The following is a 24,703-nucleotide window of genomic DNA, read 5'->3' as shown; positions in this document are numbered from 1 at the left end:
TGTATTGGAAGGAGGTGGGCCATCTTGGGTAAACCGCGTATAGAAGAGTGGACGCAGCTGCGCGGGATCGCGTTTCTCGCCATCGTCATGCAGCATAATATCGCGGAATATATCTATCGTTCAGATATTGAACAACCGGATTCCGTCATGCTGACCATGATCTATCATCTCACCAGGTTCGGAACGCCAACCTTTGTCTTTTTGTCCGGTGTGATGCTTTTTTATCATCATCGTCAGGTCAAGCCGGAATACCGTCCATTCATCCGAAAACGATTTGGGGATATTTATGTCCCCTTTGTTCTCTGGACACTGATCTACTGGCTGTCTGTTCGCATTTTCACACCTGCATTTTGGCTCTCGGGCACGCCGGATGTCCACAGCTTGATCCGCGAGCTTTTCATCCCTCAGACAGGATATCATCTCTGGTTTGTCATTATGATTTTTCAGTTTTATGTGTTATTTCCTTTGTTCCGGCTCGGGGTTCAATTCGTGAACAGCCAGCTTACCAAAATCACCAGAATAACGCACATGCAATCCGTTCTATTGCTTGTTCTGCTTGCAGCAGGAATGTATAGCTTGCTAATGAAGTGGTCCTATTACGACATGGCCAGCTGGACAGCAGCCCTTGCGAAGCCCTGGTCGACATTGCTGGAGTATCGTTCCTACTCCTGGGTGATGTACTGGTTCTATTTCTTACTTGGGGCAGTTTGCGCTTGGGCTGTAGACACTTGGAGAAACTGGACCATTCGTGCACTCCCATGGATGATCAGTCTTTTTATTGGCATGTACTTCTGGCTGGGTTACGATGTGCTCAGAGGGTCTGGGGATATAGTTAATCTTAATATATCGACTTATCTCAAACCAACAACGTTCATTATTATTATCGCGCAGATGTTCATGTTATATGGATTCCTTGTCCTATTACGAGGCAAAACAACAAAGTTTCTGAGCGCACTCACCTGGATCGGCCGCTATTCGTTCGGTGGATATCTTGTGCATGCTCTGGTTATCTATGCGATCGCCTATTTCACCAGACCACTCCAGCTTGGCGGCTGGCATCTGCCCGTAACCTTGATGTCATTTCTGGTGACAGCTGCCACAGCGCTGGCCATTAGCTATGGACTATCCCGATTACCGGGTTCCCGTTATACGGTTGGTTTACAGCGTAAGAAGAGCAGGATCTTGTCTGGTAAAGGATCCGATTCTGCAGAGCCTCGGCTTAAAGCCGGACCAGTTACACCACTGAGTGCAAGGCGTTCTTCCGAAACAAGCTAGAAGGGCTGATCACGTTGCATAATCTAGTAAAGTAAACCTCAGTCAACATCGTTATATACCTATGATGACGAGAAATAGGGCGCCTGTCTTCCAAGGAAGACAAGGCGCCCTGCATGTACATAAATTATTCTGACTCGGTCGAAGCCGGATGCCCCGGTGCTTGCTCCCGCGGAACCGGATGTACCCCGCCCTTGCGGTTCACGAGCCGCTGCAGATCACCCGTCAACTCTTCCTTCAGCTTGTCAATGAGCTGTGCTTCACTAATCCCGTGTGCTTTGGCAACCTCAGCAAGAGACTTGCCACTTTTTAACTGCTCATGGAGCTGTTCCGGCGTAATGCCGATAAACTGAGCAATCGCCTTGTGGTTCAAGGAAGGATGTTTTCTACCATGACCTGCAAACTCCCTACGCAGCTCTCTAAGCGGGGTATTGATGACCTTTTTCAACTTTTCATCCATGCCAGCCTTGGCTGCCGAGACCTGTTCCTTGGTTAAGCAGCCTTCTGCAGCAGCTTGATCCAGACGTTTCACTAGGGATGGTTTAAGCTTCTGTAACAGCTGCTCTTCGCTTAGACCTTTGCGCTCCTTGGCAATCTGGCTCAATGTCTTGCCTAGCTCCATCTGCTCCTTCAGATCTCGGAGTCCAATGCCGAGCAGATCGGCAGTTTCACCAATCATAAATAATCCATGGCTTGCCTGCATGCAAGGTTGTTTGTCTTGCTGGGAAGCTGCCGGAGTTGTCATTCCGGTGCTGTCAGGCTTTTCTGCCGCACTGGCTGAGGCAGTATTTCCCGTTGCTGCTAATATGAGCATGGCTGCCAAACTGCTTACAAGCCATGTTTTCCATGGGTGCTTCATATTTGTTTTCCGCCTTTCGCATGTCGAAATACTGTGGTCTAAACCTAGTTTGAGCCTAATCCACCCGTTTTTATCCCATAAAAATACAAAAAGTCATCAAATATTTCACAATTCATCACAAAAGATCCTATTTTTTTCAATTCATATCCGCTATACTGGGTATAACTCCATGATCTAGTCGAATAGTCCTTAATTATTTTATTGCGGGAAGGGCGTAAACAAACGATGCGGAGAGAATGGCTTGATCCGTTTAGATCCGATTTGGAGGTGGTGTTCGCTGCTGCCGAGCAGCTGGTTCAGAACTATCCTGAATCCCTGTCAGAACATGCACTGAAACAACTTCACTCCATTAATCCCCTGTTACGCGATTCAGGTCACAGCTATATTGGCTACATTATTCCGCTCTGGATGCAGATTTCAGACGGACTCCCTCCACAGACTGCACACAAGTTAAGCACGGCCTGTCTGATTCATATGCTGTATTTTCTCAATCAGGATGAAGTGATGGATGAACGTCCTGACGACAGCACATTGAAGTTATCCTTGGGTAATTTATACTACATGGATGCTTTGCGTATCTACTCGGATTTATTTAGCCCGTCTTCCCTGTTTTGGACGTATTTCAGACAATATGTAACGGACTGGGCTGTTAGTGTTAACGGCGAGAAGTCGCTGGATTACTTCAAAGAAAACCCACTTCTAATCGCCCAAAAGGCAGCTCCCCTTCAACTGGGAGCTGCTGGTGCTCTTCTTTTACTTGAACAAAAAGACCGAATTGTTGCGGTGTGTTCTGCTGTTAACATCGCACTCATGACCCTCCAGATGACAGATGATTTCAATGACATGGATCAAGATGCTGCGCAGGGAAATTATAATAGTTTCCTTTCTCATATTTCTTCTGCTCTACAACTAACTTATCCTGAACAGCCGCTAAGCGAGCGTATCCGGGATAATATGTACAGCACACCAATTATGTACTCTTATGTAGACATAGCTTACCGATATCATGACATATTGGCATCGTCTAACTCAGGCATTCCGCACCTATTGTCCTTTAATACGCATTTATGTCAAACACTTGTACAAGCTGTCGAGGCAATCAAGCAGCATAAAAAAATGCTTCATCAAGGCGGGTTTCATTACTGGATCAGTGAACATGCCTTAAACCCACAAGGGAAGTCATGACACTGTGAAAGTTCATATTCTATATTAAGAAGGGATTGTTGAACGATGATGGTATCTGAGAGAACAATGCATGAGGATATTATTGAAAAGGCCTGGACCGATGAACATTTCAGACAACAGCTGCATTCCAATCCAAAGCAGGCACTTCGCGATGCATTCGGTATTGATATTCCCGACAACGTCAAGATCCGTACAGTAGAAGAACAGCAGAATGATTATGTTCTTGTCATTCCACCCAATCCCTCCAAAGTGAATTATGACGTGAATTGCGGACCTTGGAGAACCTAAATACCCAAATTAACGGCTCAGGGCCAACATTACAGGTAAAGGGGTAGAGGACAAAAAAGCTGTCTATCTTCTGCCAGTCCGTCAATCGACGAACTCGGCAAAAGATACGACAGCTTCCGTTCCTACCCCTTTTGTGCTTGTAAATGAGATCTCGCCATGCATCGCCTCCACAATTCGGAAGGTTACCATCATGCCAAGCCCTGTTCCCTTGATCTTGTTGGAAAAGTAGGGCTCTCCCAGGCGGACCAAAGCTTCCTCATCCATGCCTTCCCCGTTATCCCTCACGTGCACTTTAATTATTCCATCCTGGGCATAGGCCCATATATCAATCTGACCTTGATCCTGCAAAGCTTCAATACTGTTTTTAATAATATTAATAAAGGCCTGTTTGAACTTGGAGGAGTTGCCACGAATCCAGAGGTCTGGCGGAATATCCGTGGTTATTTTACCGCCTTCCAGATTGGCCATTGGCACCAAAATCCCTTCAATATGGGTAAACTCTTCAGCAATATTAAGAGAAGCGATATGATCAAACTCCGGTTTGGCAAACGTCAGAAAGTCCGTAATGATCCCGGATGCCCGGTCAAGCTCCTCAAGGGCAATTCGCACATACCCCTTGTTTTTGTTGTCTTCCTGTTCGGTCATCAGCTGTAAAAACCCTCTGGTCACCTGTAGAGGATTGCGAACTTCATGTGCAACCGAAGCGGCCAGTTCACTAATAATCTCCATCTTCTCGGATCGCTGCAATTCATTGTTGAACAGCTCCAGTTCCTTGGAGTATTCAATCACCTGTCTATGCTTTTCCGCAAAACGACTGCCCAGAATGGCAATAAGCGCTATGATAAAAGCAACCATCGACCACTTCCACCATATGAGATGATACGTGCCGTTACGCTGATAGTACCATAACAATTCCGCTACACTGATGAGCGCAAACGTACTGTATCCTGCAGCCAGCAGTATCGCTTCCTTGTTTCTCCTTAGTGCCTGGGATATGGTGCCAATCATCAGTAATGTCAGCAGAATCACCAAAATGACGCCGATTGCCTTTTGAACCAGAAATACATAGAGTACGTCCCATTGACCGCTCGAGATGAAATATAGGAGCAGCGCAATGATTGCAATACCGGAATACACGAGCTGGAATTTCCTTAACTTCGTGAAAATCCCATATGGACCCGCCCCAATAATCTGTTCGAAAAAATAACATAGTGCAGGCATTCCCGCCATCATCGCCATATCGAACAATATGGAGTACAGATCCCCGTAAATCTGGTAGAACGTATACAGAAATTGTGAATACGTAATGATCATCGTTCCGATGGAACCCATGACAATACATAACGAGACCCATAATCCCTTATGGAATTTACCAAAGAAGAATGTGCAGCTGAGCATGGTCATGGCTGTAAACAGAAAGGTTGCCCCTAAGATGACATCCAACAAACCATTATGAATATATCTCTCCTGCAGATTGGTGTATCTGCCTACCTCCACCGTCCCGAAGATTCCGAGTCGGCCGTTGGTATTTTCAGTCCATATATACAGCTGCTCACCTGAATTTTCGATAGATAGAGGCAGCAGTACCGCATTGTTGTCATAGTTATAATGATAGTTCTCATACACCTTGCGATCCTGAAGATAGATCACAATATGCTGACCTTTAATATTTTCAAAACGAATGGCAGAATTATCCTCACTTAGTTGTGGAATGGTCAAGCGAGTCCATAGTGACTCCGTAGAAGGATTCACCTTGGTGTAATCCGGCTTCTCCAACCCTTGCCGCTCCCAGACCTCATCAGGTCTTCCCACTTCGCTGATAAACCCCTGATCGTGTTCATTTCCCCATTTTACTTCCCATGTCGTAATGGGGACAGGACTGTTATCTTCCTGTACACCTGCCGCACCTACTCCCTGCGGCCAATACATGATGAATAACAGGCTGATCCATAGGACGATGATCGCTTTGGGCACATTTTTCATTCACAGCACCTCAAAGTTCATATTTTGAGCATTTAGCAACATCCAAAGATGCAAAATGCTGAATCTATCCCCTAACTCTATCATTTATGATTCGCCATGATTTAACGTGTCACCTTCTAATGGCAAACGAAAAAATTCACATTTTAGTTCAACTATATATTTATTTCCATTTTATAAAGAGGGAATCCAGTTATCCCTTGCCTTACCCGCGCAAATCTTCGAACTGGTTCTCAATCATTTCCCGTTCCGTTCGTTCATAGGCATTCCGAAACTTCAGCCACTGCTCCGTTTCCTCATCCTCATAAATCGTCCATATATCCGAAAAAAGAAAATCACGCAACTGGACAACTTGTCCAGCCCAAATGCCACCGACCCAGAATAAACCGTCCGGTCTACGAATGACTGTACGCGAAAAGCCGGGCGTAGATGCCTTTTGTCCAATTCGGATTCGAGTGATCATATTGCCAAGTGTAAACCATTCCAACTGGAATCCCTCCCTATTTCATCATGCTCCATCATAACATAGGCCTTGCTCGAAAGCTGTACCAGCTGCTCTACGATTCAATTTGCTTCTATGGGTGTAATGGTTCCTCAAAGCAACCATTCACCTATTAAGGAGATGATTTAAATGAACGAGCCACACAAAACGGTAGAAGTAGAACGGAAAGACATTCAGCAAAAATCGGATTCCAGCATGGTCGCCTCCACTTTTATTAAATATGCGGCTTATGTACTCATTTTCTTCGGCTTCCTATACTTTCTCGTCAAATATGTATTCCCTAAATTTTAATCATTCATATTCGGTGCAACCCAGGGAATGCTAACACGTGCAGGATTACAACGTTTAGGGTTTGGGTAACTACGGGGTAAGAACCTTAGAAAATATCAGCACACTAATACATGCAGTCAATCACATTTAATTCCTGAAAGGAGCTGCTACTTATGACAGACCGACCGATTAGTAATGACGAAAGCGACCGTTATTATGACCGATATCAGAGGTTCCGCGATATTCCGCCCGAAACGGAAGTACCCGCGGGCGATATGGATACATTTGACGAAGTTTCCGGAAGACGGATTGAAACTGATGAAACGGACCTGCCTCCTGTAGCTGCAACGACAGTAGAGGATGAAGAGCTCGAATCACGTTTGGCAGAGCCTGCACTGGAATCTGTACCTGATGCCGATCTGCTGCAGCCGAATAGCCCGGTTGACCCGGCTGCACCTGATCCGGACGCCCTTCATGGTACTGATCTTCTCAACGGTGCGGGAGCCGATGCCAAACCGCAGGACGACATTCTTCCACGAGGTTAGGACTGGCAAACTCCCTTGCGTCGTAAATAAGGAGGTGCAGCATAATGAAGGATGACCACCATAAGCATGCCCAGACGCCGGATAATCTGGTGACCGAACGGGATATCGATCCTGATTTCGGGCTATTTACGGAAGATTCATTTCCGGATGCTCTGGAAAAAGAGGATCAGCGTGATGCTGTTGAGCATGCTATTCCGAAGGAGAAATCCGATTCTGAAGAATGATACACCTTTTCTATAATCGAGCAGGCTGAACATTAGGGAAATCTCTCATGAAGAGGTTTCCCTTTTTTTAATGTATATTACTTGCCCACATATATAGTCATATCAAAAAGATGGCTGCTGTATTGCTACAGCGCCATCTCTCTCCGTAATATGCATCTATCGATCTGCTGTTACCGCTTTCTCCGCTGATTTTCCTGAACCCGGGAGCTTATGCTCCAAGCCAGACCATTTGGCTACAATCGCTGTGATTAACAGCGCCAGTCCGTTGATGATAAAAATCCAGCGAATAGGCAGCCATCCACCGAGAATACCACCAATGATGGGACCTGCCATCGTACCGATCTGGGATGCCGACTGATTCAGGCTAAAGGCCCTTCCTCGGAAACCCGGGTCCGTCGCCTGCACAATCATGGCATTGATGGCCGGGAACACAGCCGCGAAGAACAACCCGTAGACAAACCGCAAAACACCAAAACCGATATAACCTGTCGTGAAAAACTGCAGCAGATTCCCCACTGCCCCACCGACGAGTCCAATAATCAGCACTTTGCCGTAACCGATGCGCTGACCAATCTTCCCCCATCTCGGTGCCATAATTACGGTAGCTATACCTACCGCTGAAAAAATAATACCTGAGCTGAGTGATGCCCGGTCCGGCTGAATCCCCATCTCCATAACATAGACCGTGAGCAGCGGCTCAAGAATCATGACGGAAAAGGTACAGATGCCCATCATGCCTAGTACAGTAATAAACAGACGATTCGCTCTGGCTTCACGGATATCATCCATGACATGGGAACGCGGCTTATTTCGATTGAAATTCTCCTCTTTTACCCAGAAGGTCGCGATTACTGCAGAGACGAGCACTACAATGGCTGAAAATAAAAAGGCATTTCGATTGCCGTAGTAATGGCTTACCACACCGCCAATCAATGGACCAATGATCCCGCCCGTAGCTCCGGCCGTCGACATGATACCCAGTGCGTATCCGGTCTTATCTTCTGGTGTATTCGTACCCACAAGGGCAATTGCAGCCGGAACGAAACCAGCCAGCAATCCTTGAAACAGCCGGACTACGATGAGTGAATAAGGGTCCTGCACAAAGTAATTGATTAAATACAAAACCGCAAGGCTGTATCCCGACCGGATCAGCATCGGCTTGCGTCCGTATTTGTCTGCGAGGGAACCCCAGAACGGAGACACCAGTGCACTGGCCAGAAACGTGATGCCAAAGGCCAGCCCTGACCAAAACTCCAGGTGATCACGAACGCCGAGATCGCCGCTCAGAAACAAGGGCAAAAACGGAATGGAGATTGAATACGCGGTGCTGCAAAAAAATACACCAATCCACAAAATCACCAGATTACGCTTCCACGAGAAGTTCATATACCCACACGCCCTTTCCGTTACTGACGCCCGGGACTGCCGTGGTTTGGAGCGGACGGAACAGACCCGTACGTCCTGCTGCGGAAGCATTTTCCTTATTTTACACCTATGCTTCCATGAAGACCATCCCTGACAGTTTCAAAAACAAAGCTTGGATTGCCTTCCTGTCCCAAAAAACGGTATGATAGTTGATGGATTATCCCAAAATAATTCCGTTGAAACACATTAAGCAGAGATGCAAGGGGGAACATTCTCATGTCTTTACGATGGAAAAAAACAACTGCTGCATCGCTGATCATGGCGCTGCTGCTTATTGTTATTAGCGGCTGCGGACGCCCTTCGAGCAGCGCTACGGAACCTGTTCCGGCGCCGCCTGAAGGTCAAAACCCGGTAGCCACGATTGAAATGCAGGACGGGCAAAAAATCGTGATCGAACTCTATCCGGAAATTGCGCCCAACACGGTATACAATTTCATCTCGCTGGCCAATCAAGGTTTCTATGATGGCCTCATCTTTCACCGCGTCATTCCAGGCTTTATGATTCAAGGTGGAGACCCAGCTGGTGATGGTTCAGGCGGTCCTGGATATGCCATTAAGGGTGAATTTACATCCAACGGCCACAAAAACCATCTGAATCATACACGCGGGGTCATTTCCATGGCTCGTCAATCTGATAACCTAGACTCGGCCGGTTCCCAGTTTTTCATTATGTTAGCTGATGCGGATTACCTGGATAATGCTTATGCAACCTTTGGCAAAGTCACAGAGGGAATGGACGTAGTCGATGGGATCGCTGCTCAGGAAATAGGTCAAAAAGACAAACCGGTTACTGATCAAGTCATGAAAAAAGTGACCGTAGATACGCATGGACTGGAATATCCTGAACCTGTTAAAATGCCTGAGTAATAAGCCACCAGGTATTCTACAAACAAAAGCTCTGTCTTGCGATAAATACGCAAGGCAGAGCTTTATTAAATGGTAGCGTTTACATGAGAGGTTTAAAAAAAAGCCCTCTACGCACATATATACACAGCAGCTCTGCAACCCGCTGATCTCACAACATCCACCCCAACAACCGGAACCAGCCAATAATCGCAATCCATAGCGGGCAGCTGAAGGCAATCCCCCATGCAAGCCCTTTCAACAAGCTGCGGTCAACTTCCACGAACAACGACTCCTTTCTCCAGGGAATAGTCGCAGTATCGGTAATACTATATGATTTTATACCCGTTTTCATTCGTCACGGAACAGTCGATTTCCTTCTTTTCTTGTCTCGTTTCATGGAACGGATACCGGGAACCTGATATACTATGACTACGGATCGAAACAGGGAACCTGATTTACGTCTGAGAGGAGAATTTTCCATGGCAAAATCCAAAAAACAACCTGCTGCCCCCAAAGCAGCTCAGGATAAACCAACGACGCTGAAGGATCTGCTCAGCAGCGACGTACTGGAGAAGCTGAAGGCTCAAGCTGATGAAGCCAAGGCTGCCGAAGCCCAGCGCAAGGAAGAGGAACGCCAGCAGGCGGAAGAAGCTCGCAAAGCAGAACAGAAGCGTCGGGATAATGACTTCGAGTATTTATTGAATAACAGCTCGCTGGACTGGAAAAAACATAAATAACATTTCAGCAAGCGATTCGCATATTAGACGTCATTTCAGATGTAGATGCAGGACCGATTATCGGTCCTGTTTTTTTGTGTTGGACAAGTATGAAGGATCCTGATTCACCTCCCTTGTGCCGGGTATGTAGAGATAGAGAGTAACACTGAAATCTAATGGACGTGGAGGGATCAGGATGAGTGAACAGCGTTTGAATGGAAAAGTGGCGATTGTGACCGGTGGTGGTTCCGGTATTGGGCAGGCTACAGCGATTCGTTTTGCAGAGCATGGAGCCAAAGTCTACATGCTGGACCGTACGCCAGAGAAAGCGGAAGAAACGAAGCAGACCATTGAGAAGGCTGGCGGTGAGGCTTATGTGATTGAATGCGATATCTCCAAACCGGACCATGTGCAAAAAGCGATTAATCAGACTGCGGCTGAAGCCGGCAAACTGGATATTGTATTCGCCAATGCCGGGATCAACGGCACAATGGCACCGATTGAAACGATGGAACCGGAAGACTGGGACCAAACGATGGGGATTAATATGCGCGGCACGTTTGCAACCGTCAAATACGCCATCCCCCATCTGAAAGACCGTGGAGGCAGCATCATCATCACCAGTTCAATTAACGGTAACCGGGTGTTCTCAGGTATCGGGTTCTCTGCATACGCTTCCAGCAAAGCCGGGCAAACTGCTTTTACGAAGATGGCTGCGCTCGAACTGGCGCGTTACAAGATTCGTGTCAACGCCGTATGTCCTGGTGCCATCGACACCAATATCGATGACAACACCTATCCATCAGATGATCTGAAGGATGTACAGATCCCCGTGGAATTCCCGGAAGGCCATGAACATCCGCTTAAGGGTGAACCTGGTACATCAGAACAGGTAGCCAACCTGGTGCTTTTCCTGGCTTCCGACGAATCTTCCCATGTCACAGGTACACGAATCTATGTGGATGGTGCAGAATCCCTCCTTCGGGGATAAGTTATCCGCCCCATCGCATCGAGTTCTATAAATTAAATATCCCGCATGTCTCCTGAGCTTCAGGATACTGCGGGATTTTCATTGTCCTCCTTTTGCCAATCACACCGCGGAACCTCTCTCCTTCTTCACCCAGTTCTTCACTCGCTCCGGAATGGCGAAGAACAGCACGTACATGAGCGAAAACAATACGGCTGCCAGCACTTCTTCCCCCACAATATATAACGGGTACGGTCCCAGAAGATCCAGCACGGATGCCGTCTCCGGTTTATGACGAAGAAACATATAGTTGGCTTCCAAAAGAACATCCATTCCATATACAATCAGCGCAGCCACATTAACAAAAACCATTGAACCTACGACCGATCTCCAGCTTGGACGAAGCTGTTCTACCCAGGTCATATAGAGCAAGGCGAGTATAATACAGGCATGAGCCGTAAAAAATTGAATAAAACGAAAATGTGGAACGGTATAACCCAGGTTGGGAGTTACGATCGCCATCAATGCACCTGCAATCCCTGCAAATAATAACGCCGAATGAAGCATGCGACTGCGTGTTAACAGCAGCACGGCCGACAACAACAGGGACAGACTGCACAGCTCGAGCGGAAGCGATGTCCTCACACTCCACACCCCGCAGTAGACATACCATAACTGAAGCAGCACTTCACAACCTATCATAAATATGGCTAAGGTGATTCGCAGCACTCTCCGTGTGCGTTCCGGCCATGCTCTCAATTGATTTCTAAACAGGTACAGCAACATAATCACCATTGCCGTGCAGGCTGTCGCCCATAGATGTGGATTCGAAAACATGATAAAAAGCCGTTCATCATAAGGGTCAAGCCACTGGGGGTATCCCATGTTCTTCTCCTTCCCATCACAAACAGTGATACCTTGAAATGTAATATTTTTCATTTTGGCATTAATCGAAGCGAAAGTCTATCCGTTGAATGTTTGCAGATATGTATTGCTTTATAATTATCTTTATGTTAAGATAAATCCAGAACAAATCAAACAAAAAGTTAGCCACTTAATAAAAGTTAAATAACAACTTACACATAATCAAGAATACCAATCCCTATTACTCAGGAGGAATTAACAATGCAAATCAAAGGGCTTCACCACGTATCCGCACTGACCGCACATGCCGCTGAAAACTATCGCTTTTATACCGATGTCATGGGCCTTCGCCTGATCAAAAAAACAGTAAACCAGGATGATGTTTCCGTGTACCACCTCTTCTATGGAGATGAAAAAGGCAATCCCGGCACCGAGCTAACCTTCTTCGAAATTCCGATGGCCGGTCAGACACGTGAAGGCGTGAACAGCATCTCTGCTACTTCGCTGCGCGTTCCGAGTGATGCTGCTCTTCAGTATTGGATCAAACGTTTTGACGAATACGAGGTACCTCATGGTGAAATTACGAATCGTGGTGGCCGTGCAACACTTTCATTTACTGATTTTGAAAACCAGCGTCTGATCTTGGTGTCTGACGAGAACAACACAGGTGTACCTGGGGGCAAACCATGGGATCAGAGCCCGGTACCGGCTGAATACGGTATTGTCGGTCTTGGTCCTGTACACCTCACTGTTCAGAATGCATCGTTGACGGCAACTGTTCTCACGGAGCTGCTTGGATTCCGTCAAAATGGAACCTACCCTGCTTTTGTTGCAGGACAACCGGATGTCCTTGTATTCGAATCCGGTGAGGGAGGCAGTGGTTCCGAGGTCCATGTCGAGGAGCGTAATGACTTGCCGATTGAGAGACCAGGACGTGGAAGCGTACACCATGTGGCCTTCCGGGTGGATAATGAGGAAGAATTGAAACAATGGGTAGAACGTGTTCGTAACTTCAGCTTCCCTAATTCCGGCTTCGTCGATCGCTTTTACTTCCGGTCCCTGTACTTCCGTGAAGCAAACGGTATCCTGTTTGAACTCGCAACGGATGGTCCTGGTTTTGATACGGACGAGGAACTTGCTCATCTGGGAGAATCGCTCGCTTTGCCTCCATTCCTGGAAGGCCGCCGGGCAGAGATCGAAGCCAATCTCAAACCTCTCGATACCGTAATTCGTTAAGCAGCTCATAACTTTAGGACATTTCTCTGAAACCTAAAAAAACGATTATTGCATGCGCCCGTGGTTCAGACTGAACCATCTAACGCAAAGGCAATAATCGTTTTTTCTATAAACCAATAAATTATTTAGTCAGATACGAAGTCGTCAATGGAACGAACAGAGAAGAGCCCGGTTCTTCGTCAACGATCTCCACAAAGACAAAATCAGCCTCGGAAACATCAACATCTACACTCTGCAATCCAAGATCTGCTGCAACAGTGAGTGTTTTCAGCGTTGTATTATTATGATCTATAATTCTGATCTCGTGGGAACCCGTAATGGCTGCCAGTTCCAAATGTAACTTGGAATACTTTTTTTGTGTCATGATCTGGAAGCTTTCGCCTTGTTTCACGGAGTCCGTATGAAGATATACATCTTTGTAGTCTTTCCCTTTGTAAGAGGTGTCGCCCGGATCCTTGGTGTGCCACCCGGAAGTTCCGAGCGCAGTTGCTCCAAGTGAACTCAAGGTTAACTTATTCTCTTCGGGTGCAGCAGATCCGCTGCCACTGCCGATCAGAACCGAAGAGGTTGCGCTATCATAAGTGATTTCCGTACCGAGCAATGTCCCCACTGCACGCACTGGTAAATACGTTGTTCCATTGTAGGTAATTGGCAGGACCGTCTTGCCATTGGCATCTTTGGCTGTCACGGTTGCTCCATTCATTTTCAGAGAAATCTTGCTATTCAGATAGGCCTTAATTGGTTCAAGCCCTGTTGCTGCCAGTGCCCCTGTACCAATACCGAGTGTCAGTGTGCCCACCATCAGTCCGATTACGGCTTTTTTCTTCACTATAAATCCCTCCCATACAAAATTGTTTGTCCTTTATACATTTAAACGACTAAAGTGGTAATGTCAACCATTTTAGTTCAATATTTTGGAAATAATTCCGTATGAGAAAAGCACAAAGAGAGGCTGAGTATCCCCGTTTTTTTCAGCCTCACCGTTCAGCCCCTGCCTAATAAAGCAGAAGCATAAGTTATTCTTTTATGACAAGCAGCAATTTCTTAGATCTCATACTCCGTGAATTCAATCAAACGATTCATAATACTCATCTTCATACGCTTCTGTACGGTATTCAACATTCTCGGCCTTCCATTCACCATCCTGATATGCATAGGCAAACGTCAGATCTCCGTCGTATCCAGCCGGTCCATAAGCACCGGATGCCGTGACTTCCAACTTGCCGTTCTCCACACTGTAATACACGACATCGCCGAATTGAAGTTCATCATGATAGGCTATGCCATCCGTTTCTTCCTCTATCTGAGAAGGTTCTAACTTCACTCCATCCAACGCTACCTCAATGTTCACTTTCCCAGGCGTCACGTTTACTTTGGACTGAATGTGCTGCTTCACCACCTCATCCAGAGGCTGCATGTTCATCTCTTCTAGCGTATCCGGATCTATAATGTGTGCCTGACCCAAATAAATGCCCGTCCCGTGTCCGGCAGTGAAAAGCACGATAATTTCCTTTTTGCCGTCCCCATTCAGATCCAGTTCGTGCACTTCGGGTTTGTAAGACCCGCCTTCTCCCTGCCACTTGCTGAATTCACGGGTCTGTCCATTCACTTCAAGAATCATGCCGTTATATATATAACCAGAACCCTCCACTTGCATCGGGTATAGTCTCACCTTTTCATTTTCCGGAGCAACGGAAACGTTCTCTTTTTTTACAGGAGTTCTCTCTATGGAGGTAAAGGATGTTTCATTGGTTTCTATATTGGATGCCACGACCCCATCGGTCTGGCTGGATTGATCATCTATGTTAAGCTGTTTTGGTTCATTGGATGTTCTGACAGCTGAAGTTGTACTAATCGTAACAACCGCCAAAACGATCATCAGCAGGATACCTGTCCAAGTTTTCAATATTCTGGGCTCCTTCTTTTAAAAATGGAATACTACAACTATTATATCGTCATTTATCGCCCAGTCGTTGCGAATTTGTTAATGTTTCATAAAAAAAACTTTACAAACCTCAAATTTTACGAAAGAATGTTCGGGTTTATCCATATAAAGAAAAAAACACCCCGGACACAGCTTATGGCTGCATCCGAAATGCTTTTGTTTTATCCATCAAACGATTCGTTAATTCTCTCAACTCTTCAGCGGAAGAGGAGATTTCCTCCATGATTGCCGTCTCCTCATGAGCGGCATCCATAATCCGTCTGGCCTCGTCCGAGAACGAGCCGGCGTTTCCTTGAATTTGTTTGACGTGACCATGCGTCCGTTCAACCCGAACGGTCTGCTCTGCAATTTTGGAGCCGATCTCATGAGCGCCTTTCATGAACACCTCAACCGTTCCGGTCAGCTCCTGCAGTGTCTGATCGACGTTAATGGTGCGCTGGGATTCATTCACGACAAGACCGTGCTGCTCATGAATCAGCTGTGCTGTATCGCGGATACGCTGCTGAACACGACTGATCAATTCGTTAATCCGGTGAACCGATTGTGTACTCTCGTCCGACAGCTTGCGAATCTGCTGGGCAACTACAGCGAAGCCTGCTCCCTCTTCCCCGGCACGCGCTGCCTCAATGGATGCATTGAGGGCAAGAAGCGCTGTCTCCTCGGCGATATTTTTGACCGATTGCGTAATGGCTTCAATATCCGAAGCTTCCTTCTCCAGAAGCACCATGATGTCACGGGAACGATTATGCGATACGGTCAGCTCATCCATGCCTTTCATCAGATACGAGAAAGTCTGCTTCGTTTGATCAACCGACCGTTCCATCTGCCCTGACATCTCTGTCATTCCGATCGATTGGGTATGCATGCGCTGAAAATCATTCAGCATCTCATCTGCGGTAATCAGTGAATGCTGTGAGGTCTCTTTTTGTTCCTCTACCCCTACGGCAATGTGATCCACCGCTTCCGACATCATTTCGATCTGTTCAGCTGCCTGGGTAATGGCTTCACTTAGCGATTGCGCATTCTGTGAGGTCGTACGTGTACTATCCGAGATATCGTTTACAATACTTCTTAGATTAACGACCATCGCGCGAAATGCGTCATATAAAACGGCAAGCTCGTCCTGTGTACGGCGCTCCGGAATTTCAGCTGTCAAATCCCCTGACGAAACTTGCTGAGCTGCCTTGGACAGGTGAACAATCGGGCGTGTCAGCCAGCGTGAGGCAAACCATCCCAGAATTCCGTTCCAGCACACTCCTAATATGAGTACTAAGGTGATGTACAACCAGCTTGGCATGGAGAAAGAGAGCCAGTCCTGGAGGAAGAATATAAAAAAGCCGCTAGTCCCGTATGTAATAATCGAAATGAGTACCAGACCTGCGACTGTCTTTGCGCCTAAAGTCCATTTCATGCTCACACCTCGTAGTCCTTTTTTCCTATTTTACCAATCATCGACCAGAAAACATGTGATCTACATCACTGAAAACGCTGAATCAGGAACCCATCTTGTCCCACACGAATACCTTTTCATCCTTGTGGTGCATAATTTATAAGATAAGTTTGTTACACTTCGATTCACCCAGTACCAAGCCAGGTTAATCCCCCTAATTTAAATTATTATCGGCAACTTGGGTAAAATCATTTAGCCTGGCATCCATTTTGCTTAAATGATATACTGAGTGCGCTTCGGCATCGCCGGAGCTGACCTATTTTTGGATGCCACTGGAGGCGAAAGAAATGTCTACAATGTCCACACGGACGGAGAAAGATTTTATTGGTGAAAAAGAAATTCCTGCTTATGCCTATTATGGTATACAGACGGTGCGGGCCGTGGAAAACTTCCCGATTACCGGTGTACCTGTGCACCGGGAGCTAATTACAGCCCTCGCTGCCGTGAAGAAGGCTGCCGCAATCACGAATATGGAGCTGAAAATGCTGCCGCCGAAAATTGGCGATGTCATCGTGATGGCCGCTGAAGAAATGATGAAAGGTCATCATCTGGATCATTTTATAGTTGACTCCATTCAGGGCGGTGCAGGCACCTCCATGAATATGAATATGAATGAAATTTTGGCCAATCGCGGACTGGAACTGCTGCTGCAAAACAAAGGGGATTACTTCCATTGCAATCCCAACAACCATGTGAATATGTCCCAATCGACCAATGATGTCATTCCAACAGCACTGCGGATCGCGGCGTATCGTTTGTCTGAAACATTGCTTGATACCATGCAGCGTCTGAAAGATGCTTTTCTAAAAAAAGAACTGGAGTTCAATGATGTCGTCAAAGTAGGACGCACCCATCTCCAGGATGCCGTGCCGATCCGTTTGGGACAAGAATTCGGTGCCTATGCGCGGGTGCTGGGACGCGATATGGAGCGTCTTGAATTTGCGAATCGCCGCCTGCTGACGATCAACCTCGGAGCTACGGCAGTAGGAACAGGCCTCAATGCCAAACCGGAGTACATCGTTAAGGTCACGGAACATTTGTCCGATGTTACCGGACTGAAGCTGCAGACGGCTGATGATCTCGTCGATGCCACTCAAAATACGGATGCTTATATGGAGCTGTCTGCTGCCCTCAAGGTATGCGCAGTCAACCTGTCCAAGATCTGTAACGATATTCGCATGATGGCTTCCGGACCGCGCGCAGGATTCAATGAACTACGCCTTCCGGCCCGTCAGCCCGGTTCTTCCATCATGCCAGGGAAGGTCAATCCGGTTATGGCCGAAGTGATCAATCAGGTCTCCTTCCAGGTCATGGGGAACGATCATACCATCTGCATGGCGTGTGAAGCCGGACAATTCGAATTGAATGTAATGGGTCCTGTCATCGCGTTCAACCTGCTGCAATCCCTGAAAATCATGAATAACGGCATTGACGTGTTCACCCGTTATGCTGTGGAGGAAATGGAAGCAAACCGTGAACGCTGTGCACTGATCATGAAGCAAAGCTTCAGCGTCATTACGGCACTCAACCCGCATCTGGGCTATGACGTGGCAGCATCCATTGTGAAGGAAGCCCTGAAAACGGGTGCTTCGCTCCAAGAAATCATTCTGGAACGCGGATTGCTCACCATAGAGGAGCTCGAAGAAATCATGCATCCGGAACAGATGACTACCCCAGGTATTGCTGGTGAGCGTTTCCTGCACAATATGTAATGAGGTTTGACTGACTCGAATTCATCATGATTATGAATCCAAACAGAAGGCCCCTGCACACCGTTAATCCGGTATGCAGGGGCTTTATGGTGTTATAACACTAATGCAACAAGAATGAAGACATTAAGGCATGAAGGTTTATTAACTCCAGCGCTTGCGCTCAAGCGAAGGCAGGATCTGCAGCTCCTCCCTGTACTTTGCCACTGTTCTGCGGGAGATCCTGATCCCCTCCCCGGCGAGCAGCGCTGCCAATTGACTATCTGAATACGGCCGGCTAACCTGCTCTGTACGGATGAGTTCCTTCAAGCGAAGTTTAACCACTGATGCAGAAGTGGGATCTCCGCATGCCGTCTCAATGCCTGTAGAAAAAAAGGACTTCAATTCAAACACCCCATGAGAGGTCTGTATATATTTCCCGCTAACGGCACGGCTCACCGTGGACTCATGCATGTCAATCCTCTCGGCAACGTTAGCCAGACTGAGCGGTTTCAGACCAGCGGGCCCTTCATGCAAAAAATGTACCTGCTCACTCATCACTGCGGTGAGAACACGCATCAAGGTTCTGCGCCGCAGCTGCACACTGCGAACAATGGCTCTCGCCTCCGCTGCCCTCGCCGACCAGACTTCGTCCGAAGCTTCATGCATAATCCAGTGGGAACATGCTTTATTCATGGATACACGAAGGTTCCCTGCCGAATGGAGCCCGATATAAATCTCGCCCTGCCGCAGTTCCACCATGGCATCTGGAATAATGTAACGGGGACGCTCTTGGCATCCAATGGAACGACAGGGTTTGGGGTCAAGCTGCGTAATGTAATTATACGCAGCCTGTGCCTCACGTGAGGATATCCCTAGCCTCGTTCCCGCTTTCCCTGGATGGAAGGGTACGAGTTCCCCCAGTCCGGCCTGAACCATTTGCTCGGCATGGACAACGGCTGACGAATCCCGGCGGATCTGAAGCAGCAAGCACTCATGCAAGCTGCGTGCTCCAACGCCTGCGGGATCCAGCGACTGGAGGATATCCAACCCTGCTTGCAGCCTATCCACAGAGATGCCAAGTACGGATGACAATTCAGTCAAATCTGTCTTCAGATAACCGTCGTCATTGACACACCCCGCCAAATATTCAGCTGTTACCTTCACCATAGGCGGGAGATCCAGCAAGCGAATTTGAGCAGACAGCAGCTGCTCAAGCGTTGGCTCAGCACTTTTCACCTGCAGCAGCGGGTCGTAGGAAGCGAACGTTCTCTGATTTCCTTTCCGCGGGAGACGAACCAGCGGTGCAGCTTGCTCCTCCACTTCAAGTACCGGATTCTCTTCGGCTGCTTCCTGCAAATAACGGTTCAAGTCCTGACCGGACAACGTCAGCAAATGAATGGACTGTTTCATCTCTGGCGTCATGGACAGCCGAACACGCTGTTGCTGAACCAGCTGCATCTCCAGCATGATTCTCCCTCCTTCTGCGCGGATTGGAATTTGAATTATATTTTCCGGAAAAAGAGTACAAAAGTAAATGCTTGACTACAAGCATCAGCCACTGTACGCCTCAATATTTTTCGGAGACGAGCTTCGCTTGTGTAAAGAGCAGCAGATAGTCTCTTCCGCCCGCTTTGGAGTCCGTGCCTGACATGTTGAATCCGCCAAACGGATGCGTGCCAACCAAAGCACCTGTGCATTTCCGGTTAAAATACAAATTGCCAGCAAAAAACTCCCGTCTCGCCAGTTCCAGATGAGCACGATTCCGTGAAATGACTGCACCTGTTAAGCCATAATCCGTGTTGTTAGCAATATGAAGAGCTTCCTCAAACGTATCTGCCTTGATAAACGCGAGTACAGGTCCAAAAATCTCTTCCTGCGCAATTCGGGCCAGCGGGTCAACATCCGCGATAATCGTCGGTTCGATAAAATAGCCTTGAACATCCCCTGTACCACCGCCCAACACAAGCCTGCCTTCGCCCTTGCCCACTTCGATATATTCATTAATCTTGGCATACGCCTTGTCATCAATAACTGGTCCTACATGACTGCCTACCTCGAGCGGACTGCCCATCGTGAGCTTCTTCGTACGCTCAATGACCTTCTGCAATACCTCATCATACACATCCTTATGAATAATGGCGCGGGAACACGCGGAACATTTCTGTCCAGAAAATCCGAATGCCGAAGCGGTAATGGAGTCCGCAGCCAGTTCCAGATCACTCTCGCTGTCCACAACAATGGAATCTTTTCCACCCATTTCTGCAATCACCCGTTTGATCCACTTTTGCCCTGGAGCTGTGCGGGCAGCCCGTTCGTTGATCCGCAGACCCACATCTCTCGAGCCGGTGAAGCTGATAAAGCGGGTCAGCGCATGATCCACCAGATAATCGCCCACTTCGCTGCCCGGGCCTGGCAAATAGTTCACTACGCCATCCGGCAATCCTGCTTCAGTGAGCAGTTCCATGAACTTGGCTGCGATCACCGGTGTCGTACTGGCCGGCTTCAAGACAACTGTATTACCCGATACGAGCGCGGCAGAAGTCATGCCAGCCATAATGGCCAGCGGGAAGTTCCAAGGTGGAATGACAACCCCCACGCCAAGCGGGATATAGGTCAGTTCATTATCCTCGCCTGCAATTCGGGTCAGGGGCTGGGGTTCACTGAGACGCTGCATTTCTCTTGCATAGAACTCCATGAAATCGATAGCTTCCGCTGTATCTGCATCTGCCTCCGGCCATGTTTTGCCTGCTTCATACACCATCCATGCAGAGAATTCATGCTTGCGCAGGCGCATAAGCGCAGCTGCTTTGTACAGATATCGCGCGCGTTCGTTCGGATCTGTATGTTTCCAGGTACGAAACGCTTCTGCTGCTGTCTGAATTGCCTGCTCTGCCAGCTCCTGATCTGCCTGAAAAATCGTTCCGATCACCTGGTCCTTAGCCGCCGGGTTAACGGAGGTTAACGTGCGGCTGCTCGTTATTTTCTGCCCGCCGATAATAATGGAATATTCCTGTCCGAGCTCAGATTCCACCTTGCGAAGTGCGCTCTCAAAGGCTTCCTTGTTCGCTGGTACAGCAAAGGACGTAAATGGTTCGTTAACAAAAGGGATATTCATGAATAATTCCTCCTTCAGGATGTTGGAATCGCTGGCTGCTCGCCTGATTTACCATGCTATTTCACTCTCATCCAATATATGTAGCAAGATCCGTGCCAACTCCGATTAAGAATGAATATTTTAATAAAATAAGTGATCTGGCACGATTCTTGCTTCATTAAACGGCTATTAGAAGCATGATCCCTAAGGAGGAAACTGGCGTGAGTATCGGAACGGAAATGTACCGCAAAACACTGCTGACCGTTGCAGGCAATAAGGCTGTGGAGAATCTGTCCATCAAATACGGCAAAAAGCTGGCAGGTAAGTTTATCGCTGGCAGCACACTGGAGGAGGCACTGGAGGAGATTCGGGTCCTTAACAACAAAGGCATCATGGCCACACTGGATCATCTCGGGGAAGGCATCACAAGGTTGAGCGAGGCTGCCCAGTATCGTGATGAATATATAAGACTCGTGGAAGGCATAGCTCGCCAAGGGGCAGACTCCAACGTATCCCTGAAGCCAACCCAGATGGGCCTTGCGCTCGATCCGGAGGAGGGTTACCGGAATATCCGATCCGTAGCGGCACAGGCGAAGCTGCATCATCTGTTTGTCCGAATTGATATGGAGGACAGCCCATTCACCCAGGCTACGCTGGATATTGTCCGCCGCCTGCATGCAGAAGGACTTGATAACACGGGAACTGTACTGCAAGCCTATCTTCATCGTACCGAACAGGATACACGGGACATGATTCGTGAAGGCATTCGGCTTCGCCTCGTCAAAGGCGCTTACAAAGAGCCCGCAGCCGTAGCATATCAGAATGCTTCCGAAGTCATTGATCAATTCAAATCCATGATCCGCCAGCATCTGGATCAAGGTGTCTATACAGCGGTCGCTTCGCATGATGACCACATTATCTCGTGGACCAAACAGTATGCCAGAGACCGAGGCATCTCCCCAGATGCGTTTGAATTCCAGATGCTGTACGGGCTGCGCATGAGCGAACAGGAGCGACTTGCACGGGAAGGTTATCGCATTCGCTGTTATGTACCCTATGGAACCATGTGGTATCCGTATTACACTCGCCGCCTTGCCGAGAAGCCGGCCAATCTCTGGATGGTTGTCAAAAACATGTTTAGATAATCAGACTTTCCCTTTCCTGGTTCGATTGACCGCAGTGAAGCAAATATATGGAGCCATGTGAGCCCTGTTTTCTCAGGTCGCATGGTTTTTTTATCCCCTCTGTCATGCCCCCTTCCACACTGCTAATGTCTAAAAAATAAGAAACCCCAAATTTAAATGTCCAATATTTAAGACACTGATGAATGTTCAAAAAATAGTGACCATCAGCTTGGTGTTATATAACTTCACCTCCCTATGACTTCAAATGCTCAGACAATTTAGGAACAATAGCGTATAGAAGCAACTTATTCGTATGTAAGCGTATACTAATCTAATTAATTTTTATATTATTTAACCCTCCCTATAACACCTACACCTCATGTCAAAAAATATATACACAACTTATTTGTGCCGCTATAATAGGGCTAACCATTCATTATGGTTTATAGCTGCCCAACGATTCGCATTGCAAGTAATGGCACACAAGTGTCGTTTCTGATTATCATGCTCGAACCCGAGGTGAAACGGATGAAACATTTGCTTCCAGATGTGATGTCTCTTCTGCGGACAGACCTGAGTAGGCTAAAGGATTGTAGTCACTTGCCTGTTATTTCTTCAACCACTGCACTACCCGAAGCCATTCCCTATTTTAGCGAAAGCCCCCACCTGTTGGTTCAGGATGAAGGCTCCCCTGTTGGATATATTGAAGTAACTGATGTTTTGCAGCACATGCTGCAAGCCCATCGCCTCATGGAGGCTTATTTTGAAACCACCATTGAAACGGCAGGTACAGCACTCACCCTGATTAATGAAGAAGCCCAGGTGGCTTACTGGACAACGGATGCAGAGCGTGTTTTCTCCATTAACAAAGAGGACATCATTGGACAGCCGGCAGCAGACTTCTTCCCGCCTGACCGGCTTCAATCGCTCAAGACGTTGTACACGGGCGATACGGTCTACCGTAAACAGCACCAGCCCCGTCCGGATCTGTTCGCTCTCATCAATGCACGTCCAGTGGTTCTTGATGGACGTATCGTGGGTGCGGTAGCTGCCGAAGTGGACATAACAACTGAAATCCGCCTGCATCAGGAACTGTTACATATGACATCCAAAGTCCAGCACCTGGAGAAGGCCGTGGCGCGGCTGCGTCCGGATTCCGATCCGTTCGCCGGTATCAAAGGCAGCAGTCCGGTCATTAAACAGTGTCTCGAGACCATACGCAAGATTAGTAGTACTTCAGCCACCGTGCTCATACTGGGTGAAAGCGGAACAGGCAAGGAGTTGTTTGCCAAAGCCATTCATGACCTGCGCGAGTCACCATCCGCGCCCTTTATCGCCATCAACTGCGGTGCCATTCCCGCTTCACTGTTCGAAAGTGAATTGTTTGGTTATGAAAAAGGGGCATTTTCCGGTGCTGATCCCAAAGGGAAAAAGGGGAAAATTGAACTGGCCGAAGGCGGTACGCTCTTCCTGGATGAGATCGGCGAAATGCCGCTGGAATTGCAGGTGAAGCTGCTGCGGGTCCTTCAGGAAAAAAGCTACTTCCCCGTTGGCGGAACACGCATGAAACAGGCGAATTGCCGAATTATCGCGGCAACCAATCAGAATTTGATGAACATGATTGCCAAAAACCAGTTTCGGGAAGATCTATACTATCGCCTGAATGTCATCAATCTCATCATCCCTCCTTTGCGCATGCGCAAGGAAGATATATATGAACTGACCCAGACGTTCCTTCAAGAGTTCTCCCTGCTCTATAACCGTCACATTGAACTCGTTCCTCCCGAAGTATTCAAGCTGCTGTTCAGCTACGAATGGCCAGGCAATGTACGGGAGCTTCGCAATGTGATAGAGCGGATTACCATTCTTACAACAGATGGTGAGGTCAAAGCTGAATATTTGCCGGAATCCCTTACCTCACTCATACAGCCTCGTTCCTCCACAGCGGATGAGAATGCGTTGCTGCATGTTATACCGGTACAACCGATGCTCTCATCAACCAGCGAATCTCCGGATACCATTGCAAAAGGAAACGAGAGCGGGTCCTTCGAAGTCTCCCCCTTGTCTTATCAGGAAATGCTGGATTCATATGAAGCGAATCTCCTGCATCAGTGTCTGATCTTGGCAGGTGGCAATAAGCGTACACTCGCCAGGCAGCTAGGCATCTCCAGAGCCACGCTCTATAACCGAATGAAGAGGCTTGGTCTATGACCAGCCTCT

Annotated in this window: 24 protein-coding genes; 13 read left to right on the top strand and 11 right to left on the bottom strand. The window is 47.7% G+C overall.

Annotated features, from left to right (window positions below):
• Positions 1-24 precede the first annotated feature (24 nt).
• Positions 25-1,275, top strand: a complete 1,251-nt coding sequence (locus MHB82_RS05560) for an acyltransferase (RefSeq protein ID WP_341174093.1) — start codon at positions 25-27, stop codon at positions 1,273-1,275.
• A gap of 124 nt (positions 1,276-1,399) precedes the next feature.
• On the opposite strand, the gene MHB82_RS05555 is transcribed toward MHB82_RS05560, so the two are convergent.
• A complete protein-coding gene (locus MHB82_RS05555; RefSeq protein ID WP_341174092.1) occupies positions 1,400-2,131 on the bottom strand; it encodes a hypothetical protein in 732 nt (243 codons plus the stop codon).
• Positions 2,132-2,356: 225 nt separating this feature from the next.
• Between MHB82_RS05555 and MHB82_RS05550 the strand changes: the two genes are divergently transcribed.
• The gene (locus MHB82_RS05550) at positions 2,357-3,316 is read left to right on the top strand and encodes a hypothetical protein (protein ID WP_110821481.1); all 960 of its coding nucleotides are present in this window, start codon (positions 2,357-2,359) and stop codon (positions 3,314-3,316) included.
• A gap of 45 nt (positions 3,317-3,361) precedes the next feature.
• A complete protein-coding gene (locus tag MHB82_RS05545; RefSeq protein WP_095288899.1) occupies positions 3,362-3,604 on the top strand; it encodes an NHLP leader peptide family RiPP precursor in 243 nt (80 codons plus the stop codon).
• Positions 3,605-3,685: 81 nt separating this feature from the next.
• Here MHB82_RS05545 and MHB82_RS05540 read toward each other — a convergent pair whose 3' ends face one another.
• Positions 3,686-5,587, bottom strand: coding sequence for a sensor histidine kinase (locus tag MHB82_RS05540; protein ID WP_110821482.1), 1,902 nt, complete (start codon positions 5,585-5,587; stop codon positions 3,686-3,688).
• 202 nt (positions 5,588-5,789) lie between these two features.
• On the bottom strand, positions 5,790-6,071 hold the full coding sequence (locus tag MHB82_RS05535; protein ID WP_095288897.1) for a hypothetical protein: 282 nt from the start codon (positions 6,069-6,071) through the stop codon (positions 5,790-5,792).
• 144 nt (positions 6,072-6,215) lie between these two features.
• Between MHB82_RS05535 and MHB82_RS05530 the strand changes: the two genes are divergently transcribed.
• The 3 genes from MHB82_RS05530 (at position 6,216) to MHB82_RS05520 (ending at position 7,125) form a co-directional block, all read left to right on the top strand.
• A complete protein-coding gene (locus MHB82_RS05530) occupies positions 6,216-6,377 on the top strand; it encodes a hypothetical protein (protein WP_164764231.1) in 162 nt (53 codons plus the stop codon).
• 152 nt (positions 6,378-6,529) lie between these two features.
• Complete coding sequence (locus MHB82_RS05525; protein WP_193723446.1) at positions 6,530-6,901, top strand: hypothetical protein; 372 nt, start codon at positions 6,530-6,532, stop codon at positions 6,899-6,901.
• A gap of 44 nt (positions 6,902-6,945) precedes the next feature.
• A complete protein-coding gene (locus tag MHB82_RS05520) occupies positions 6,946-7,125 on the top strand; it encodes a hypothetical protein (RefSeq protein WP_095360789.1) in 180 nt (59 codons plus the stop codon).
• A gap of 156 nt (positions 7,126-7,281) precedes the next feature.
• Here MHB82_RS05520 and MHB82_RS05515 read toward each other — a convergent pair whose 3' ends face one another.
• Positions 7,282-8,511: an MFS transporter gene (locus tag MHB82_RS05515; RefSeq protein ID WP_445671217.1), complete on the bottom strand. Its 1,230-nt coding sequence runs from the start codon at positions 8,509-8,511 to the stop codon at positions 7,282-7,284.
• Between the two features lie 255 nt (positions 8,512-8,766).
• On the opposite strand from MHB82_RS05515, the gene MHB82_RS05510 reads away from it, so the two are divergent.
• A complete protein-coding gene (locus tag MHB82_RS05510; RefSeq protein ID WP_341174090.1) occupies positions 8,767-9,417 on the top strand; it encodes a peptidylprolyl isomerase in 651 nt (216 codons plus the stop codon).
• A 148-nt stretch (positions 9,418-9,565) separates the two neighbouring features.
• On the opposite strand, the gene MHB82_RS05505 is transcribed toward MHB82_RS05510, so the two are convergent.
• Positions 9,566-9,748: a hypothetical protein gene (locus MHB82_RS05505; protein WP_217506553.1), complete on the bottom strand. Its 183-nt coding sequence runs from the start codon at positions 9,746-9,748 to the stop codon at positions 9,566-9,568.
• Between the two features lie 127 nt (positions 9,749-9,875).
• On the opposite strand from MHB82_RS05505, the gene MHB82_RS05500 reads away from it, so the two are divergent.
• Positions 9,876-10,133: a YqkE family protein gene (locus MHB82_RS05500; RefSeq protein WP_110821486.1), complete on the top strand. Its 258-nt coding sequence runs from the start codon at positions 9,876-9,878 to the stop codon at positions 10,131-10,133.
• Positions 10,134-10,308: 175 nt separating this feature from the next.
• Positions 10,309-11,103 (top strand): SDR family oxidoreductase, encoded by a 795-nt coding sequence (locus MHB82_RS05495; protein ID WP_341174089.1) that lies wholly within the window; start codon positions 10,309-10,311, stop codon positions 11,101-11,103.
• A gap of 99 nt (positions 11,104-11,202) precedes the next feature.
• On the opposite strand, the gene MHB82_RS05490 is transcribed toward MHB82_RS05495, so the two are convergent.
• Positions 11,203-11,964 (bottom strand): YwaF family protein, encoded by a 762-nt coding sequence (locus MHB82_RS05490; RefSeq protein ID WP_341174088.1) that lies wholly within the window; start codon positions 11,962-11,964, stop codon positions 11,203-11,205.
• A 240-nt stretch (positions 11,965-12,204) separates the two neighbouring features.
• Between MHB82_RS05490 and MHB82_RS05485 the strand changes: the two genes are divergently transcribed.
• Positions 12,205-13,179 (top strand): ring-cleaving dioxygenase, encoded by a 975-nt coding sequence (locus MHB82_RS05485; RefSeq protein ID WP_341174087.1) that lies wholly within the window; start codon positions 12,205-12,207, stop codon positions 13,177-13,179.
• 121 nt (positions 13,180-13,300) lie between these two features.
• On the opposite strand, the gene MHB82_RS05480 is transcribed toward MHB82_RS05485, so the two are convergent.
• The 3 genes from MHB82_RS05480 to MHB82_RS05470 form a co-directional block, all read right to left on the bottom strand.
• Positions 13,301-14,008, bottom strand: coding sequence for a stalk domain-containing protein (locus MHB82_RS05480; RefSeq protein ID WP_341174086.1), 708 nt, complete (start codon positions 14,006-14,008; stop codon positions 13,301-13,303).
• 237 nt (positions 14,009-14,245) lie between these two features.
• The gene (locus MHB82_RS05475) at positions 14,246-15,085 is read right to left on the bottom strand and encodes a hypothetical protein (RefSeq protein WP_110821491.1); all 840 of its coding nucleotides are present in this window, start codon (positions 15,083-15,085) and stop codon (positions 14,246-14,248) included.
• Positions 15,086-15,257: 172 nt separating this feature from the next.
• Complete coding sequence (locus tag MHB82_RS05470) at positions 15,258-16,535, bottom strand: methyl-accepting chemotaxis protein (RefSeq protein ID WP_095360797.1); 1,278 nt, start codon at positions 16,533-16,535, stop codon at positions 15,258-15,260.
• 326 nt (positions 16,536-16,861) lie between these two features.
• On the opposite strand from MHB82_RS05470, the gene MHB82_RS05465 reads away from it, so the two are divergent.
• The gene (locus tag MHB82_RS05465; RefSeq protein ID WP_095288886.1) at positions 16,862-18,286 is read left to right on the top strand and encodes an aspartate ammonia-lyase; all 1,425 of its coding nucleotides are present in this window, start codon (positions 16,862-16,864) and stop codon (positions 18,284-18,286) included.
• A gap of 141 nt (positions 18,287-18,427) precedes the next feature.
• Here the strand turns inward: MHB82_RS05465 and rpoN are convergent, their stop codons facing one another.
• Together rpoN and pruA are read right to left on the bottom strand one after the other, a co-directional pair.
• On the bottom strand, positions 18,428-19,732 hold the full coding sequence (rpoN, locus tag MHB82_RS05460) for an RNA polymerase factor sigma-54 (RefSeq protein WP_341174085.1): 1,305 nt from the start codon (positions 19,730-19,732) through the stop codon (positions 18,428-18,430).
• Positions 19,733-19,832: 100 nt separating this feature from the next.
• Positions 19,833-21,380: an L-glutamate gamma-semialdehyde dehydrogenase gene (gene pruA, locus MHB82_RS05455; protein ID WP_341174084.1), complete on the bottom strand. Its 1,548-nt coding sequence runs from the start codon at positions 21,378-21,380 to the stop codon at positions 19,833-19,835.
• A gap of 200 nt (positions 21,381-21,580) precedes the next feature.
• Here pruA and MHB82_RS05450 point away from each other — a divergent pair, with 200 nt between their 5' ends.
• On the top strand, positions 21,581-22,504 hold the full coding sequence (locus tag MHB82_RS05450; RefSeq protein WP_341174083.1) for a proline dehydrogenase family protein: 924 nt from the start codon (positions 21,581-21,583) through the stop codon (positions 22,502-22,504).
• 465 nt (positions 22,505-22,969) lie between these two features.
• The gene (locus MHB82_RS05445) at positions 22,970-24,694 is read left to right on the top strand and encodes a sigma-54 interaction domain-containing protein (protein ID WP_341174082.1); all 1,725 of its coding nucleotides are present in this window, start codon (positions 22,970-22,972) and stop codon (positions 24,692-24,694) included.
• Positions 24,695-24,703: the final 9 nt, after the last annotated feature.

It is taken from the genome of Paenibacillus sp. FSL K6-2862, from assembly GCF_038005125.1.
GTDB classification, from domain to species: domain Bacteria; phylum Bacillota; class Bacilli; order Paenibacillales; family Paenibacillaceae; genus Paenibacillus; species Paenibacillus illinoisensis_A.
The sequence above is the reverse complement of the archived record's forward strand: the minus strand, read 5'-3'. Positions and strand labels throughout refer to the sequence as shown.